Annotated in this window: 10 protein-coding genes; 3 read left to right on the forward strand and 7 right to left on the reverse strand. The window is 60.2% G+C overall.

Features of this window, described 5'->3' with window-relative positions; genetic code table 11:
• Positions 1-13: 13 nt before the first annotated feature.
• Together ACR0NJ_RS12160 and ACR0NJ_RS12165 are read left to right on the forward strand one after the other, a co-directional pair.
• Positions 14-1,498 carry a hypothetical protein gene (locus ACR0NJ_RS12160; RefSeq protein WP_480817399.1) on the forward strand — a complete coding sequence of 495 codons (1,485 nt, stop codon included), beginning with the start codon at positions 14-16 and terminating at the stop codon, positions 1,496-1,498.
• A gap of 79 nt (positions 1,499-1,577) precedes the next feature.
• Positions 1,578-3,131 carry an acetolactate synthase large subunit gene (locus tag ACR0NJ_RS12165; RefSeq protein WP_480817400.1) on the forward strand — a complete coding sequence of 518 codons (1,554 nt, stop codon included), beginning with the start codon at positions 1,578-1,580 and terminating at the stop codon, positions 3,129-3,131.
• 8 nt (positions 3,132-3,139) lie between these two features.
• Here the strand turns inward: ACR0NJ_RS12165 and ACR0NJ_RS12170 are convergent, their stop codons facing one another.
• The 7 genes from ACR0NJ_RS12170 to ACR0NJ_RS12200 all read right to left on the reverse strand — a co-directional run bounded on the left by ACR0NJ_RS12170 (position 3,140) and on the right by ACR0NJ_RS12200 (position 15,342).
• Positions 3,140-7,789, reverse strand: a complete 4,650-nt coding sequence (locus ACR0NJ_RS12170) for a hypothetical protein (protein ID WP_480817401.1) — start codon at positions 7,787-7,789, stop codon at positions 3,140-3,142.
• A 153-nt stretch (positions 7,790-7,942) separates the two neighbouring features.
• Entirely contained in the window at positions 7,943-9,535 is a 1,593-nt protein-coding gene (locus tag ACR0NJ_RS12175; RefSeq protein ID WP_480817402.1) for a GMC family oxidoreductase, read from the reverse strand.
• Between the two features lie 41 nt (positions 9,536-9,576).
• Positions 9,577-10,689, reverse strand: coding sequence for an ABC transporter ATP-binding protein (locus ACR0NJ_RS12180; RefSeq protein ID WP_480817403.1), 1,113 nt, complete (start codon positions 10,687-10,689; stop codon positions 9,577-9,579).
• Between the two features lie 6 nt (positions 10,690-10,695).
• Positions 10,696-11,577: a carbohydrate ABC transporter permease gene (locus tag ACR0NJ_RS12185; RefSeq protein ID WP_480817404.1), complete on the reverse strand. Its 882-nt coding sequence runs from the start codon at positions 11,575-11,577 to the stop codon at positions 10,696-10,698.
• Positions 11,577-12,470: a carbohydrate ABC transporter permease gene (locus ACR0NJ_RS12190; RefSeq protein ID WP_480817405.1), complete on the reverse strand. Its 894-nt coding sequence runs from the start codon at positions 12,468-12,470 to the stop codon at positions 11,577-11,579. The genes ACR0NJ_RS12185 and ACR0NJ_RS12190 overlap by 1 nt, the downstream gene beginning before the upstream one ends.
• Before the next feature lie 102 nt (positions 12,471-12,572).
• Positions 12,573-13,823, reverse strand: a complete 1,251-nt coding sequence (locus ACR0NJ_RS12195) for an ABC transporter substrate-binding protein (protein ID WP_480817406.1) — start codon at positions 13,821-13,823, stop codon at positions 12,573-12,575.
• 550 nt (positions 13,824-14,373) lie between these two features.
• Complete coding sequence (locus tag ACR0NJ_RS12200) at positions 14,374-15,342, reverse strand: homocysteine S-methyltransferase family protein (protein WP_480817407.1); 969 nt, start codon at positions 15,340-15,342, stop codon at positions 14,374-14,376.
• Positions 15,343-15,492: 150 nt separating this feature from the next.
• Here ACR0NJ_RS12200 and ACR0NJ_RS12205 point away from each other — a divergent pair, with 150 nt between their 5' ends.
• Entirely contained in the window at positions 15,493-17,055 is a 1,563-nt protein-coding gene (locus tag ACR0NJ_RS12205; protein WP_480817408.1) for a winged helix-turn-helix domain-containing tetratricopeptide repeat protein, read from the forward strand.
• Positions 17,056-17,086 lie beyond the last annotated feature (31 nt).

Below are 17,086 nucleotides of genomic sequence, written 5' to 3' on the forward strand. Positions count from 1 at the left end.
GACCGGAGCTGACATGGTTAACGCATACAACTTCAGCGGATTTCTAGCTTTCGTGTTTTTGCTTGCGGTTCCGGTGGCTGCAATCCTGGGGGTGATTGTCAAAGCGCGTTATCGAAAGGCGATCAAACGAGAGATGATGGCCCGATCAGGCGCGCCGGAATCTGCGTTCGACGTCCCACAAGCGATACGCCCGAACAGGTCGACTCTTGAGTTCGACGTCTCTCCAGCGGTTCAGCGCCTGCCTTTCAGGTTTGGGCTTGCGTGTCGCTATCTGGTGTCCGGCGTGGTGTTTGCCATCGTGATGGTAGTGATCCTTTTCGTCCTCGACGGGATCGCGTTTCTTCCGTTCCGCTTTACCGTAGTAGTCGTGTCATTTTCGTTTCCGGTGTTGATCATGGCGCTCTACGTGGCTGGCCTGCGGTGGTACTGGGTCTTCCTGTTCGGCGTGTTCTGGATGTTTGTGCTCAACCTAATCGCTCCCCAGAGCACAGGTTTGATAGGCATGTTTGTCGGACCAGCCGTTATCATGTCGCTGATTGTTGGCAATCCGCACCTAAGAACAACAGCAATTCCACTTTTTGTGGTCGCCGTTTTTCTTGTTGTACCATTCGTTTTTTCACTGAATGTACTTTACGTCCTGATGATCAGCGGAGTTTTGGATTTTCTGCTTTTATTCGTTCCAGTACAACTCGTAACCGTTTTCTACGGCCTCATCGCTTTGGGAGTTTCACTTGCCGTTGGAATCGGATGCGCGTTGATAGCCGTGCGATTTGTTGCCCGGGCATCAGTTGGATCAAGCGAATTGACCATGCAACTTGATCTTCTTTGGTTGTTCCAGACAATCTGGATGATCGGGCTGGCGTGGAATACAAGCGGTCTATTGGCTCTTTCCTTTATCCTCGCCTTCGTGGCTTACCGGGTAACGCTGCGCCTTCTACGCCCAACCTCCGGTGCAACAGATGTAAACTTGCTCCTCCGTGTTTTCGGACAACGGCGGCTGCAAACCTCGCTCGCCCGTGGGCTGCTTCTGGATTGGCGTAGGACGGGCCCGATACTGTTGGTCGGCTCCGCCGATCTCGCTACTGAAACGCTCGACGCACCCGAGCTTTCGGCGTTTCTGCGGCGTCGCCTGCGGGACATCTTTATCGAAACACCCGAAGACCTGAAACAGACCGAGGCCGAAGGCAATACCCGGCTCAGCGATGGGTTGTTTCCGATGCGGGATTTCTATTGCCGGGACAACAGTTGGCGGCCCACAGTCCTTACTCTGATGAGCCACGCGCAGCGCGTACTGATCGACATGCGCGGGTTCGAGCAGTCCAACACAGGCATTCAGTTCGAAATCATGGCACTGGCCCAGCGCGTTCCGGCCGACAGGATTATCGTGCTGGTCGACAAGAAAGCACTGCAGGATGTCCAGGCCCTGTTCGCGGATATCTGGTCCAAGTCGGGTAACCCTCAGGGCGCGGATACGCTGCGGTGCATGGTTCAGAACTAGTCATGCCTCCAAAGTTTTAAGTGACACCCGGATCGTTCGTCCCCTAATGTCCCGGGATGGCTGAGCAAACGGAGGTCACATGAACGGCGCGGAAACTCTGGTCAAAACCTTTCTGCAAAGCGACGTGGATACGGTTTTCGCAAATCCCGGCACGTCCGAGATGCATTTTGTCGCCGCGCTGGACGATCACCCTCAGATGAACTGCGTACTGTGCCTGTTCGAAGGCGGCACGACCGGGGCCGCCGATGGATATTATCGCATGAAGCGCGATGTTGCAGGCACGCTGCTGCATCTGGCGCCGGGCTTTGGCAATGCTTTTGCCAACTTGCACAATGCCCGCAAGGCGAGTTCAGGCATTGTGAATGTGGTAGGGGATCACGCGACGCGCCACTTGCGCCACGAAAGCCCCTTGAAAGGCGATATCGTTGGTATCAGCCAGTCAATCAGCCATTGGACCCGCGTGTCGGATCACGCCACAAGTGTTGCTGAGGACGGAGCTGCCGCAATCCGCGCAGCACGATCTCGAAATGGGCAAATCGCCACGCTGATCCTGCCCGCCGACACTGCCTGGGACCCTGCCACCGGCCCGGCGACGGCCAGTGCCCTGCCGCAGCTACATCGCCCATCCATTGAAGAGGTTGAGGCCACCGCCGCGCGCCTAACGACCCCGGGTGCTGTGTTAATGATCGGTGGGCCCGCGCTGTTTGGACCTCTGCGCGTGCTGGCGGGTCAAATTTCCGCCGCGACCGGGTGCCGCCTGCTGGCCGATACGCTGATCCCGCGCATATCGAAGGGGGCAGGAACGGCCCGTCTGGACCAGCTTGTGTATCCGATCACGCCCAAGATCGCGCAACTGGAACAGACCGAGTCGATTACCCTGCTGGGCACCGACAGGCCGGTCGCCTTCTTTGCCTATCCGGAAAAGCCCAGTACGCCCGAGCCCGCCGGTTCTTCGATAACCAGCCTGTGCAGCCCTACGGACGACATCGAATGGACGATTCAGGCGCTGGCGGATGCGGTCGGCGTGTCGGACAAAACCCAGCCGGAAACCTTTGCGCTGAACCTGCCCGACATTCCGACCGGAGATCTGACCCTTCCAAAGGTCGGTCAGGCGCTGGCAGCTCTGATCCCCGAAAACGCGGTTATCTGCAATGAATCCGTCACGTCGGGGTTTCATGTCATGCCGCCAACCGCCACGGCGCGCCCGCATGAGGTACTTTCCGGCACCGGTGGTGCGATCGGGCTGTGCCTGCCCTGCGCGACCGGGGCGGCGATTGCCTGCCCCGACAGAAAGGTGATTGCGCTGACCGGTGACGGGTCGGCGATGTATACGCTGCAATCCTTGTGGACGATGGCGCGGGAGAACCTTGATGTCACCGTGGTTGTGTTCGCGAACCGGGGTTATCAGATCCTGCGCGATGAGCTTGCGAATGTCGGGGTCGAAAGCTATGGCCGCAACGCGCAGGCGATGTTCGATGTGGAAAATCCGTCCTTGGACTGGGTTGCCCTCGCCAAAGGCCACGGCGTTCCGGGGGTGCGGGCAGAAGACATGGACAGCTTCGTCAAAGCCTTATCCGCCGGGCTTTCCAGCGACGGCCCCTCGCTGATTGAGGTCGTGTGCCCTCCGGCCTGACAACCGGATCACCCTGCGATGACATTCGTGACGGACACCGTCTGTGACACCGACGACGCGAACTCGTCATTGCCGTCGAAATAGGCCGTTGCAAAGGCGGTCTCGTTCGGCCCAACTACCCCTTCGATCACGTGCTCAAACGTCGATCCGGGCCCCAGCGGGCGGCGAATCCAGACCGGGTCTGCGCCGGGCAGGACGACGTGGAAGTCCAGATCCTCTCCACCTATGTCGGGCGTCACCGCGCCGAACAGCCGAATGCCCATACCGGGGGCGAGGTTGATCGAGAGGTCGATCTTTGTGCCGCGTTTCGGCTGGTACACGATCTTGGTCGCCCCCCAGCGATCCCAATAGTGGTCCCGTTGCATCCACGCGTCGATGATCACCGGGAAATCGCCGCCGCATTTGGCATCGAGCATGGCATCGTCAAGCTCTGCCCGAACGCTGAACACACCGCGCGACTTGCCCGGAATGCGCATCTGGGTCGGGCGGATCGTCAGCCGCGCACCGGGCACCATGTTGCGGGGCGCGATGAAGACGTCCTCGGCATAAGGCCCGTCATTCGTGACCGAGACCAGCCGGTCCAGCGGCGGCAGCGGGCTGTTTTGCACGACCTCTTCCCGAAAGACATTCTGCTGCGTCCAGTCATTGTCCGGGTTTCCGTCATTCGAGGCCCCCGATACGGGATCGAGATCCGCGATCTCGGCCCTGAGGCACATATGCGCGTCCTCGACATTTTCGACGAACATGGGAAACGCGATCACGACCTCGGCGTCCGGGCCGATACTGTCGATCACCTGCGGGGCGAACGGCATGTCATTGTCGAACGGGTCATTGGTCCAGTCGCCATTGCCATAGGGGATGCGGGCACGCAGATGGACCTCGACATTGCGGGCCTCGGCATCGCCGAAATTGTGGACCCGGACCAGAACCTGATGTTCCAGCGGGTCATCGCCTGCGCCGGGAATGCGGAAATATTCGATCCCCTGCGGGTCCTGCTGATCGGGGAAATCGCCGATCTCGCCCGAGGTGAAATCGCCCGGCAATAGGACCGCGATATCGGGGCTCTGCCACTCGGGCACCTGACTGTCGAACCCCACATCAACCGCTGGCCCACGCTCCCACTCGACCCGGACCTTGGCCATCCAGATGGTGCGGGCGGCAAGGCCCACCTGAACCAGATGGACAAGCGTGTATTGCAGCCCCACTTCGGCGAGCGCATCATGCGTGCCCACATCATAGGTCGTTCCCGGCCCGGACCCGCCGGTGATCTGTGGATTGCGCACGCTGTCGTCGATCAGGTGCAACTGTCGGCGATAGCGGGTCAGCACGCTATGGCCGGTCTCGCCTTCATCCTCTGGCGTGTCTGGATCGTCCACGCCAACCCCGTAGCGGGTGCTGTCGCGCGGATCGATGGCGTTGAGCATCACCACCCGGGGCGGCGAAAGCTCTTGCGAGAACTGATCGCCCGGTCCACGCAATTCAAGCAGGTTGAATTGCGTGCTGTCCTCACCCAACCGCAACAGCGCGGCGGGTCCCATGCGGAACTCGTCCTGGACGTCCAGAAAATCCCGCGCCATCTGCGCCAGATTGTCCCTTTCCAGCGGGTCCCAGCCTTCGATATTGACCAGCACGATGTCTTCGTCGATCTCGTCGCCATCGCGGGGTCGGGTGAAATCTATGATCGAGCCAACGCCCAGCCACCCCGCGATCAGCTTGTGATAGCTTGAGAAATGCGGCAGCGCGAGGCTGGACGACGCCATTGGGTCATAGGCCCCTGCATAGTCCAGATCATCGCGGTCCTGGCTTTGTTGATACTGATCGGAAAAGGCCAGAAGCGAATGCCCGATTTCATGCGCCAGCGTCGCCGCGTCCGACAGGTGCCGGTCGGGGTTCGACAGATCGCTGAACCTCAATCGCGTCACCATCATCCCGCGCGTGTTCGGAATCTGCATCGCCTTCAACGTGCGGGTCGGGTCCTTGTCGCTGTATTCTTCGGGCATGTCATCCATGGCAAGAATCGGGGCCGAGGCCCGCAAACGGCGTTTATCAGTACCGTTGTCGTCAATGTCGGGATCAAATGCCGGGCCGACAAGACCGCCATAGCGCCTGTAGACCGGCATGATCATATAAACATTGATCAACTCGAACAGGTTGCATTCGATGGCGCTAAGCCCGTCACAGTTGAACAGCGTGTTGGCCCGGTCGATCCGGGTTTGCAGGTTGCCACCACCGTCGCGGATGATGGCGTCGATCATCCGCGTATAGGTCAGATCAAACAGGATATGGGCCTTGTCCAGCGTTGGCCCGCCCGAACTGCTCCGCTTGGTTTCCTCGCCGATGAAAGGCGTGGCGCTGTCCATTCCGATCTTCGACAGGCCCTGTTGCGAGGCGACCTCGATCCGCGACTGGTCGGTGTCGTTGTTGCTTTCCTTGTTCCGCGAATAGGCATAGTCCTGCGACAAGCGTATATCGACGGTCATCTGGTTGCCCGCAACGCTGACTTGCGGGGCCTGAAAGCGGCCAAGGTCGAATTGCCCGGTCGATGAGTTGTAGATGCCCCCTTGCGAGGCCATCGCATGGGCCAGCGCGATTGAGATATAGCTGGCGAAATCCGAGACATCGCCAGTGACGGACATATCGAATTCCCCGTCAATCGCGACGAGGGTGCCCAATTCGCCCATGACGAACAGGTTCGCAAAATCCACTAGATCGACCTGAGGCGACCCGCCGCTACCTGCAAAAAAGAACGTCACGCTCAGACTGCCCCAGCCTTCGCCGTCATCGTGCCAGACCACCTCTGGCCGCTCAAAAGGCTGGTCTGTGGCGGCGCTCATCATCTCTTCCAGAATATCGGCAATCTGGTCGAGCACGCCGGGGATCGCCTCGACATTCGGGATCACGACGGTTTGCGATCCGCTGAGTGCCGAGTTGTTTGCGTTGGTATTGAACGCGCCTCCGCTCCGGTCGGTGCCGGATAGCGAAAAGCTTCGGCCCGGAGCGCCCCCGCCGCTGAATTCAAGGGAATAGCCGGTTGTGCTTTCGGGTATCTGGACCTTGATGCAGGCCGCCGGGAATTCGATATCGAACTGCGTGTTCACGGTCGGGATTGCCGTGAAGGTTTCCAGTGTCAGGCGTTCATCGCCGTCAAAGCGCAACATTCCGTTCGCGGGCAAAGTCGCTTCGGCGATGATCCCGCCCGGAATGTAGCCGGTGTTCCAGAAGTCCCTGAACGGGCGGTCCAGCACAACCGGTGGGCCAGAATAGGCCGTCGGCGTGTCCCGGCCAAAGACCCGGAAACTGACATCAACGTCATTTGCCTCGCGGTCGTCGGAATAGGACACTTCGGCGTAGTATGAGCGGACAAGCTCCAACGCCTCGTCGAAATCGGGATGATCGAAATACTCGGTGATCGTGCCCCGGAAATCGCCCTGCCCGGGTTCCAGAACCGGGATGATCAGCACGCGAACAGGCCCGGTCTGAACGCCGCCGCGCGACCAGATCACCGGCGATTCCTGCCCCATATAGACACGCCCGCCCGAATTGCTTTGCAGTTCGAGGTCAAGGCTGGGTAGCACGGGCGTTGGGTCCACCTCCTCTAGCCCGCCATCGGGGGCCAGCAGCAGAATGGTGTCGCTTTCGCGCGCAAAAAGCGGCGTCGTGCCGCGTGACAGGTTGAGCGTGGACAGCGGCTTCAGGGTTTCCGCCGCAAGCAGGGTAAGCTGGCGGCCATCATCCGACAGCGCGGCCATGGACCGGCCCGCCTTGCGCACGGCGGCAATGCCAAAGCCCAGGTCCTGAGCGCACGGCCCCTGTCCCGGATCGCAGATATTCTGCACGATGATCGACGACCCGGCCTGCACATAGACAAAGCACCCGTCCGAGTCGCCATCGTCGCCCGGTATACATGTCTCAGGCGGTTCATCGGGACGTCGCGGCGGCACGCGGCCCCCGCCGTCGTCTTTCGGCGGCTCCCGGTCGTCGGACGTGCAGCAGCAGGGCTTTTTGGGCGGACGGTGATCTGGGTCCGGGGTCGGATCACGGTCAGGCCGCGTAGGATCATCGGAAGGGTCGCAGGCGGTCTCCCTGCGGTTCACATCGACCCGGCGCAAGGTGCCCGAGCCCGGCTCCATCACCAGAACCTCATCCCGTTTCCCGCGCAACAGCCGAGGTGGACGCCGGACGCTTTCGCGAGAGACAATCCGCCCACTGTCACGGCCAAATACGGCAAGTCCCGGCGGCTCCAGCCCCGAGGCGGCGGTCGCAAGGACCAGCCTGTGCCGGGTGGCCACGAAATCGCGGACCGGCAGGGAAATTTCGAGAACACACTGCGCCTTGTCCCCACGCGCCCGGTGAATGGACCAATCCCCGCACGGGGTCTTACACAGGGCAAAGATCGCCCCATCCGGCGCGATGGACAAAGCGCGCGCCCGCGATGGCAGATCAATGCAGACCGGATCGCATCCTGATGCCTCGGCGCTTAAATCCAGAATGGCGATGCCCGTCCGGGTCGCTGCGACCAGCGTTTTTGCATCGTCTGACAAAGCAGCAAGGCCTCCGGCAGCCGCCAGAATGTCCTTCGGCGTGTTCAGGTTCCGGCGTTTGCAGGACGTCCGTTTTGCAGGTTTTCGTTGTGCGGTATGTTTAAAATGATCTTGCAACGTGGAGCCCCCCGCTGCTGAAAAATGGGAAAATAGTGCCTCCTGCATAGCACATTTCGACGGTTTCCGGGCCCGTAACTGCCCCAAACCCGCGCAATCGGCACAAATCCACCCATGGTTGAGCAGAAATTGACGGCGGTGTGACAGGGCGGGTTACGAGGTAGATCCGTGATCCTGCTTGATCATATCGGCGGCTTTCTCGCCGATCATGATCGACGGCGCGTTGGTGTTCGAGGAATTGACCCTCGGCATGACAGATGCGTCCGCAATCCGCAGCCCCTCGATCCCGTTGAACCGCAACCGGGGGTCCAGCACCGCCTGCGCATCACCGCCCATCCGGCAGGTGCCGGCGCAATGATGCGAGGTTTTGGAATGGGTGCAGATGAAATCGAAATACTCCTGATCGGTGCGCACATCGGGGCCCGGCAGGCGTTCGGCAAGGATAAAAGGCTTCAGGGCGTCCTGCGCCAGAATGGTCTGCACCAGTTTCAGACCCCGAATGGACATCTCGCGGTCGTAAGGGTCGGCCAGATAGTTGGGGTCGATCAATGGCATTGTCTCACGATCTGCGCTTTGCAACCGCACGGTGCCGCGCGACCGTGGCCGCAGGAAACACGCGTTCAGCGTGACCCCGCCGTTTGGCATCGCCTGAACCCCCGCCTCGATGCCGGTGCCCAGCCCCAGATGCATCTGAATGTCCGGCGAGCGCGCCTCGGGATCCGCGTACCAGAACCCGCCCGTTTCAAACAGGCTGGAGGCCACGGGACCCTTGCGGGTGAATAGGTACTGCAATCCGGCAAGGGCCGAGAATGGCAGCCTGGCAAAGCGGTCATAGGTGTGCGGACCGGTCACCTCGCAGATCGCATAGAGGTCCAAATGGTCCTGCAGGTTTTCGCCGACCTGCGGCTGATCGTAGACAGTCTTGATCCCAAGGCTTTCCAGATGCTCCGTCGGGCCGATCCCGGACAGTTGCAACAAACGTGGAGAGCCGATGGCCCCCGTGGACAGCACAACCTCTTTCGACGCGCTGATCCTCTCACCGCTCAGCATCTCGACCCCGCGCGCCCTGCCCTTGTCCACAACGATGCGGCGGACCTGAGCGCCCGTTCGCACCATCAGGTTCGGACGGCTACGGTTTGGCGCGAGGAACGCCATCGCAGCAGAAGACCGCCGCGCATTGCGCTGGGTCAGTTGGTAGTACCCCGCACCGTCCTGCTTCGCGCCATTCACATCGCGTGTTTCGGGGATGCCGACCTGCCCGGCGGCTTTGATGTAGGCGTCGCAAATTGGTAAGGGCGCGGCTGGCATCGAAACGCCCAATGGCCCGCCTTTGTCGTGGAACGCGTTGTCATAGGTGTCGTTGTCTTCGGACTTTTTGAAATAGGGAAGGACATCGGCATAGCTCCAACCTTCGCACCCCATCTGCCGCCACTCGTCATAATCCTGCGCGGCGCCACGGGTGTAAATCTGGGCGTTTATGGCAGACCCACCGCCGATCACCTTGGCCTGCGTGTAGTTGAAAACCTTGTTCTGCATGTGCTTCTGCGGAACCGTTGACCAGCCCCAGCTACCAATGCCCTTGGTCATCTTGGCAAACCCGGCAGGCAGGTGAAAAAACGGATGGCGGTCGGTCGAACCGGCCTCGAGCAGCAGCACCGAGGCCGAAGGTTCTTCGGACAGACGCGCGGCGATGACCGAGCCTGCCGAGCCGCCGCCGATCACGATGAAATCGTATCCCTCAGGCATCCCGCTTGCCCTCAGAGTATCCTAGCCGCACGCGGCCCGTGTCATGGGATGATCCGCATCTCTGTCTCGGGGTCGAAGGCCACCGCCTTTTCCATGTTCACTGCAAAGGGGAAGTCCTGCCCCGGCGCGACCTCGGCATCCGAGCGCATGCGGGCGATCACGTCCTGCCCCCCCAGCATCATGGACACAAACGTATCCGAGCCCGCGGGTTCGGTAACCACGATGCGGTTGGTCATTGAGGCGATGTTCGACGATTTCCGATCCGCTCCATCCATATCCGTGATGGTTTCGGGGCGGATACCCAGCAAAATCTCGCGCCCGTCCCAAGCGGTCAGGTTGTCCTGACTGAACGGCAGTTGCGCCATCGACCCGTCGTGCAGCGCGACCTCGGCATGTGGTCGACCATTCAGAACCGCCACGCGGGCGGACACGACATTCATCGCGGGCGAGCCCATGAAGGTTGCGACGAAGATATTGGCGGGCGTGTCATAGATTTCCTGCGGTGTGCCCAGTTGCTGCACATAGCCACCGTTCATCACCGCGATGCGGCTGGACAGGGTCATCGCCTCGATCTGGTCATGGGTCACGTAGACGATGGTGGTCCCAAGGTTCTGGTGGAGTTTCTTAATCTCGGTCCGCATATCGACGCGCAGCTTGGCGTCGAGGTTGGACAGAGGTTCGTCGAACAGGAACACATCCGGATTGCGCACCAGCGCCCGGCCCATCGCTACACGCTGACGCTGACCGCCCGAAAGCTGCCCCGGTTTGCGGTCCAGGAGCTGTTCGATCTGCAGCAGCTTGGCGACCTCGGCCATCGCCTTGTCGCGGTCCGCCTTGGGTACGCCGTGCATCTCAAGCCCGAAGGTGATGTTCTGCCCAACGGTCATATTGGGGTAAAGAGCATAGCTCTGGAAAACCATCGCAATGTTTCGGTTCGACGGGTGGACCCCGTTCATAACCTGATCCTTGATGCGGATCTCGCCGCTGGTGATTTCCTCCAGCCCGGCGATCATGTTCAGCAAGGTGGATTTGCCGCAGCCCGACGGACCGACCAGCACCAGAAACTCGCCCTCCTGCACCGATATATCGACCTTGTGCAGAACCTCGACCGCCCCATAGGATTTGGTCGCGTTGTCTATGTCCAGAAAACCCATCAGGTCTTATCCTTTCACCGAACCCGCCATCAGGCCGCGGACGAAGTATCGACCGGCCACGATGTAGACGAGCAGAGTTGGCATGGCCGCCAGTATGGCGCCTGCGAAATGAACGTTGTATTCCTTAACACCGGTTGACGACTGCACCAGATTGTTCAGCGCCACCGTCATCGGCTGGCTATTGGCATCGGCGAACGAGGCCCCGAACAGGAAGTCGTTCCAGATGTTGGTGAACTGCCAGATGATCGACACCACCGCGATTGGCCCGGAACTGGGCAGCAGGATACGCCAGAAAATCTGGAAGAACCCCGCCCCGTCGATTTGCGCGGCCCGGATCAGCTCGGTCGGGAACACGGCGTAGTAGTTGCGGAAATACAGCGTGGTAAAACCAACCCCATAGACCACATGCACCAGCGCCAGACCCCAGGTCGAACCGGCCAGACCGATAATGCCCAGCATCCGCGCCATCGGGATCAGCACGATTTGGAACGGAATGAAGCAGGCAAACAGCATCAGACCGAACAGGATGGTGTCGTACTTGAAGCGCCACTTGGTCAGCACATAACCGTTCAGCGCGCCTAAAATGGTCGACACGATCACCGCCGGAACCACCATCTTGATCGAGTTCCAGAAGTAAGGTTTCAACCCGGTCGGATCGACACCGATCTGGGCCGAGTTCCATGCCTTGAACCATGGCTCAAGTGTGAAGACCTGCGGCAGGTTCATCATGCCGCCGCCGGTGATTTCCTCCAGCGGTTTGACCGAGTTCACCAGCATCACGTAAAGCGGCAGCAGGTAGAACAAGGCGAACAGCAGCAGCACCAGATAGATCAGCGTACGCGTGACGCGTCCGGTGCGGATTGCGGTATCTTGCGAGGCTTGTGACATCAGCGTTTCTCCCGCAGTTCTGCGTACAGGTACGGGATCATGATCGCCGCGATGGTCATCAGCATAATCGTGGCCGAGGCCGCACCGATCCCCATCTGGTTTCGCGTGAACGTGTAGGAGTACATAAAGGTCGCGGGCAATTCGGTTGCCCGGCCCGGCCCCCCTCCGGTCAGGGCGATCACCAGGTCAAACGTCTTGATCGCAAGGTGGCTGAGGATCACAAAGGCCGACAGGAACGCTGGCCGAAGCTGAGGGATGATGATCCGCCGATAAAGGTTCCAGTTCGACGCCCCATCCATCTGCGCCGCGCGCAGGATTTCGTTGTCGATTCCGCGTAATCCGGCCAGAAACATCGCCATGACAAACCCGCTGGTCTGCCAGACGGCTGCCATAACCACCGTATAGATCGCGTAGTCGCGGTTCTTGATCCAGTCGAATTCGAAACCGGTCCAGCCCCATGTGTGCATCACGTTCTCAAGACCGATGCCGGGGTCCAGAAACCACTTCCACGCGGTGCCGGTCACGATGAAGCTCAGCGCCATAGGATAGAGGTAAATCGGGCGCAGCAGCCCTTCACCACGGATTTTCTGATCGAGGAATATCGCCAGACCCAAACCAATGCCGGTGCAGATCACGATATAGAGCCCCGCGAAGATGCCCATGTTGATCAGCGAGGTTTCCCAGTGACTTAGCCGCCAAAGCTTATCGTAGTTTTCCCAGCCGACCCAGCCAAACGAGGGCAGAATCCGGCTGTCGGTAAAGGACAGGTAGACCGAAAACAGAATGAAGCCGTAAACAAAGACCAGCATCATCGCCAGCGACGGTGACAGGACCAGTTTGGGAATCCAGTTCTGAAGGCGTGTCTTGAAATCCGCGTCGGCTGAAACAGCCATGGCGCGCCCTCCTCGTTCCAGAGTTGTTGTTTTCGGGGCTTATCCTGCCCCTGTGGGACAGGGCGGCCAAGCAGCTACCCTGTCGATAGGATCACATCAGGATCACTTGGCGATCGAAACGGCGTCCACCAGTTCGGTCACGGCAGTTTCGCTGTCATACTCACCGTTAAAGTGAGCCGTAACAACGTCATAGACCGCGTTCTTCACCGAAGCCGGGGCCGCGTGGCCATGCGCCATCGAGCCGAACAGGTTGCCCGAGGATGCGGCTGCAGCCAGATCCTTCATGCCCTGCTGACCACATGCGTCCAGATCGCTGCCATCAACATCGGTACGTGCCGGGACCGAGCCCTTCACCTTGTTGAACGCAATCTGGAATGTCGGCGACAGGATCGCGCTGGCCAGTGCGGCCTGTTCAGCCGAAACCGAACCGCCCTGATCGAACATCATGAACTGGTCAGCGTTAAATGTGACCTGATCCTGCGTGCCGGGGAAGCGGAAGCAAAGGAAGTCCTCGCCGGGCACTTTACCAGCACCCAGGAATTCACCTTTGGCCCAGTCGCCCATCATCTGGAAACCGGCCTCGCCATTGATCACCATTGCGGTTGCAAGGTTCCAGTCGCGGCCCGAGAAGTTCTCATCAACGTTGTCGCGGATGAAGGCCATACGATCGAAGGCTTCTTTCATCGCGTCACCGCCAAGGGCTCCTTCGTCCAGATCAATGAACGCCGCCTTGTAGCCGTCCGGCCCCAGCGTTGACATCGCAACCGCGTCGAAAATCGTCGCGTCCTGCCACGCCTGACCGCCATGCGCGATCGGGGTGATACCAGCCGCCTTCAGCGCCTCGACCGCTGCGACGAATTCGTCCCAGTTGGTCGGCTGCGCGATACCATTTGCATCCAGAACGGCCTTGTTGGCCCAGACCCAGTTGGTCGAATGCACATTCACCGGTGCCGCAACCCACTTGCCATCGCTCTTGGCAAAGGCTTTCAGCGCATCCGGAACAACATCATCCCAGCCTTCTTTGGCCGCAACCTCGTTCAGGTCAGCCAATGCGCCCTGATCTGCCCAGTCCAGAATGTCGAAACCCAGCGCCTGAACAGCCGTCGGCGCGTTCCCGGCAGTGACACGTGCACGCAGCACGGTCATCGCCTGTTCGCCGCCACCGCCCGCGACGGGCATGTCGGTCCAGCCGATACCCTGACCGGACAGGTCATCCTTCAAAACGTTCAGCGCCGCCGCTTCACCGCCCGAGGTCCACCAGTGCAGAACCTCGACCTCTTCGGCTTGCGCCATGCTTGTCGTGCACAGAAGCCCTGCCACAATCAGCGATTTCGTCTTGATTAGATTGCGCATTCTTGTTTCCTCCCTAAATGCGTATTTTGTTTATCGGCCCCTTTTTATGAGGGTACCTTTTCTTGACGTGCGGCCAGCATGGCATTCGGTCGATACCGTGTCCATACTAATGGATTAATGTCGAAGCCCCCCTCAGCCCCATGTCGCCAAATCTCCAGCCGCGAACTGACGGCTTGTCTCCTCAGATGGCAATTGGGGGGTATTCATCCGGTCGGGTGTTTGATCACACCACTCCCGCTTTTGCGTACCGGGCAAAGTCAAGGCAGGCATACGGTTTCACACTCCAGACCGCTAATGGGGCACTGTTAGCGCTACCATGCCTCTATGTAAAGGCCTATTTTACTGTTCCCGCCAAAACACCCGGCAAATCCACGTCAAATGCCATGACTTGTGTAGTTGGGGCGTCGCGGGCGGCCGTGGCTGACTGAATCAGCCACCCGACCATTCAAGGGTCGGGGCACGGCGCGAATAACAAAGTCCACTTTATAGGATTCGTCTTGAAGCAATGCGATCCGGGCGTGGGCCCGGATCGACCTGGAAGTCACGGCTATTACTGCGCGGCAACAGGATGTGCGTGCGTACACGCCCGCCCCATGGCATCTACATGGCGATGATCGGTGCCGCAGCACCCGCCCATAACCCGCAGGTTGGGAAGAAGGCCCATCAGCTTGCGATAATCCTCGCCCAGTTCGGTCGGGTTGCCGTCGTCCAGCACCTCGCTTTCATCCAACTCGGCATGAGACATGCGCGAGGCGTTTGCCCGAACCCCGCCGATACGTCCAATCCAGTCGCTGCCATCCTGCAGCACATGCGCAAAGTGGTCGGGGTGCGCGCAGTTGACCATGAAATAGATCGGATAGCCGCCGGTGGCCGCGTCGACCTCGCGAATGGCATCTGCCAGCGTTTGACCGGTGGCAAGCTTGCCATCCGTTTCGACGGTAAAGGCTATGACCACGGGCACGCCTTGCGCCTTGGCGGCCAGCGCAATTCCTGTGGCCTCGGGCGTGTTGTTCATCGTGATCGCCGTGACCATATCCGCCCCGGCCTTGGCCATGACCGCGATCTGGGGCGCGTGATAGGTCTGCGCCTGGGTTGCGCTCATCAGCTCGCCCGGCACATACCCGTCGCCCCGGGGTCCGACGCATCCACTGATGACCAGCGGCGAGACGGTGTCTTCGTGGCGGTTGCGCAGCGTGCGCATCAGATAGATCGCCTCGGCGTTGATCTTGTCCAGATCGGCGTCGCTGTAGCCCAGCTTTCGCGCCCAGTCGCGGCTGGACCGCCATGTCGGGCTTTCCAGAATGAACCCAAGCTGGTGCGCGCGCGCGACAGCGATGTGGCGCTCGAAATACTCGGTCAGCGCCCGCCGTCCGTCCTCGGTTTCCAGCAACACGAAGGACGCAAACAGCGGCAGATCAATGCCGTCATGAAAGATCAGTGTGGTTTCAATTCCGCCATCGGTCAAAAAGTAACCCTCAGTGGCCAGCGGCAGGACCGGGGTCGTAACAGAATCTGACATAATCTATCTCCATTGAAATGTGTCGATCCGTCAGCCCTAGGTCGATTTCCGCTGCGCTGCTGGGAGACAGCGGGGAGAAAACCGGGATATTGCAGGGTTTTTCAATCCCGGTATGCTTGAACGACGGATTTCAAGAAGCGAACGGTCGTTGTGAAATATGCGTTCGAACCTTTTCTGCTGGACGATGCACGCCGGGAGTTGTGGTGCGCCGGGCAGCCGGTTCACCTGCAGCCGCAGGTCTTTGATCTTCTGTCCCTTTTGGTGGAAAACGCCCATCGGGTGATCAGCCGGGATGAGATTGTCGAGAAAGTCTGGAAAGGGCGCATCGTCTCGGATGATGCGATTTCCAGCCGCATTCGTGACCTCCGGCGTGTACTGGCGGGTGCCGGTCAGGACGCAGGTCTGGTGCGTACAGTGCGCGGCCACGGGTTCCGGTTCGCTGGCGACGTCACCCTGCGCGCAGCACCTGCGGAGGCAACTCCCGCCACGAAGGCGACCGCCGACCAGCCAACAATGACCGGCAATCGTGCGCCACCCTCAATCGCCGTCCTGCCCTTTCAAAGAAACGGCGATCAGGACAGGTTCGAGGCCATAGAAGAGGCGATCCCGCGCGAGTTGATCATGACGCTGGCGAGCCTGCGATGGATCAAGGTGGTGTCCCACGGCTCCGCCTTTAAGTTCCGCGGCACGCAGGTCGATCTGGCGCAGGTCAATCAAATCCTGCACGCGCGCTATTGCCTGACGGGCGTCATTGATCTGACCGGCAACCGGATCACCATCGACACCGAATTGTCCGACACCCGCAGTTCCGAGGTCATCTGGGCCCTACGCAAAAGTGCCGATATCGACGACATTCACGCCCTGCGCGCGGAAATCGCCGCCAATGTCATCATGGTGGCCGAGTTGGAGATCCCGCAGCACGAGGCCGCGACCCTGACGCAGACCGAGGCGGAAAATCTGGATGCCTGGTCCGCCATGCATCTGGGGTTTCGCTACATGAGCCAGTTCAGCCGCAGCGGCAATGAAATGGCCAAAACGATGTTAAGCCGCGCGCTGGAGCTGGACCCTCAACTGGCGCGCGCCAGCGCGGGAATGGCCTTTGTTCACTTCCAGAACGCGTTCATGCGCTATTCGCCGGATACGATATCCGAGGCGGAACGCGCCCGGCGCTTCGCGGAAACCAGCCTGTCGCTGCAGCCCCGCGACCCGTTTGCCAACTTCATGATGGGGCGCTGCCACTGGCTGGACCACGACCCCGAGGGCAGCAAACAGTGGTTCTCGCAATCCATCGCCTCGTGCCCGAACTACACCTGGGGGCATTATGGGGCCAGTTGGGCGAGTGTGTTCACCGGTGATTTCGACACCGCGATGGAAAACGCCAACCGGGCAATTGACCTGAGCCCGATTGACCCGTTCCGGCCCGGCATGACGGGCAACAAGATGTGGGTGTATATCGCGCAGGGCGATCTGGAAAAGGCGGCGAAATGGGCAGAAATAGCTGCCCGCACACCCTGGTCCCATGCCGGAATGGCCTTTTTCGCGGCGATGAGCAACTGGCTGAACGGCAACACCGAAAGAGCGCAGCGGTGGGTGAACGAGGCGCGCCGCCGGAACCCCGACTTGCGGCAGGAGCACATTCTGGCGCTTGTTCCGGCCTCGAGCACGCGGTTCCGCGAAATATTGGTGGATGCGGCATCTGGTTTGGGCGTTTGAAACCGCCACCAATCAAACGCAGCATCAGATC

The sequence above is a fragment of the Ruegeria sp. F11 genome (assembly GCF_056533855.1).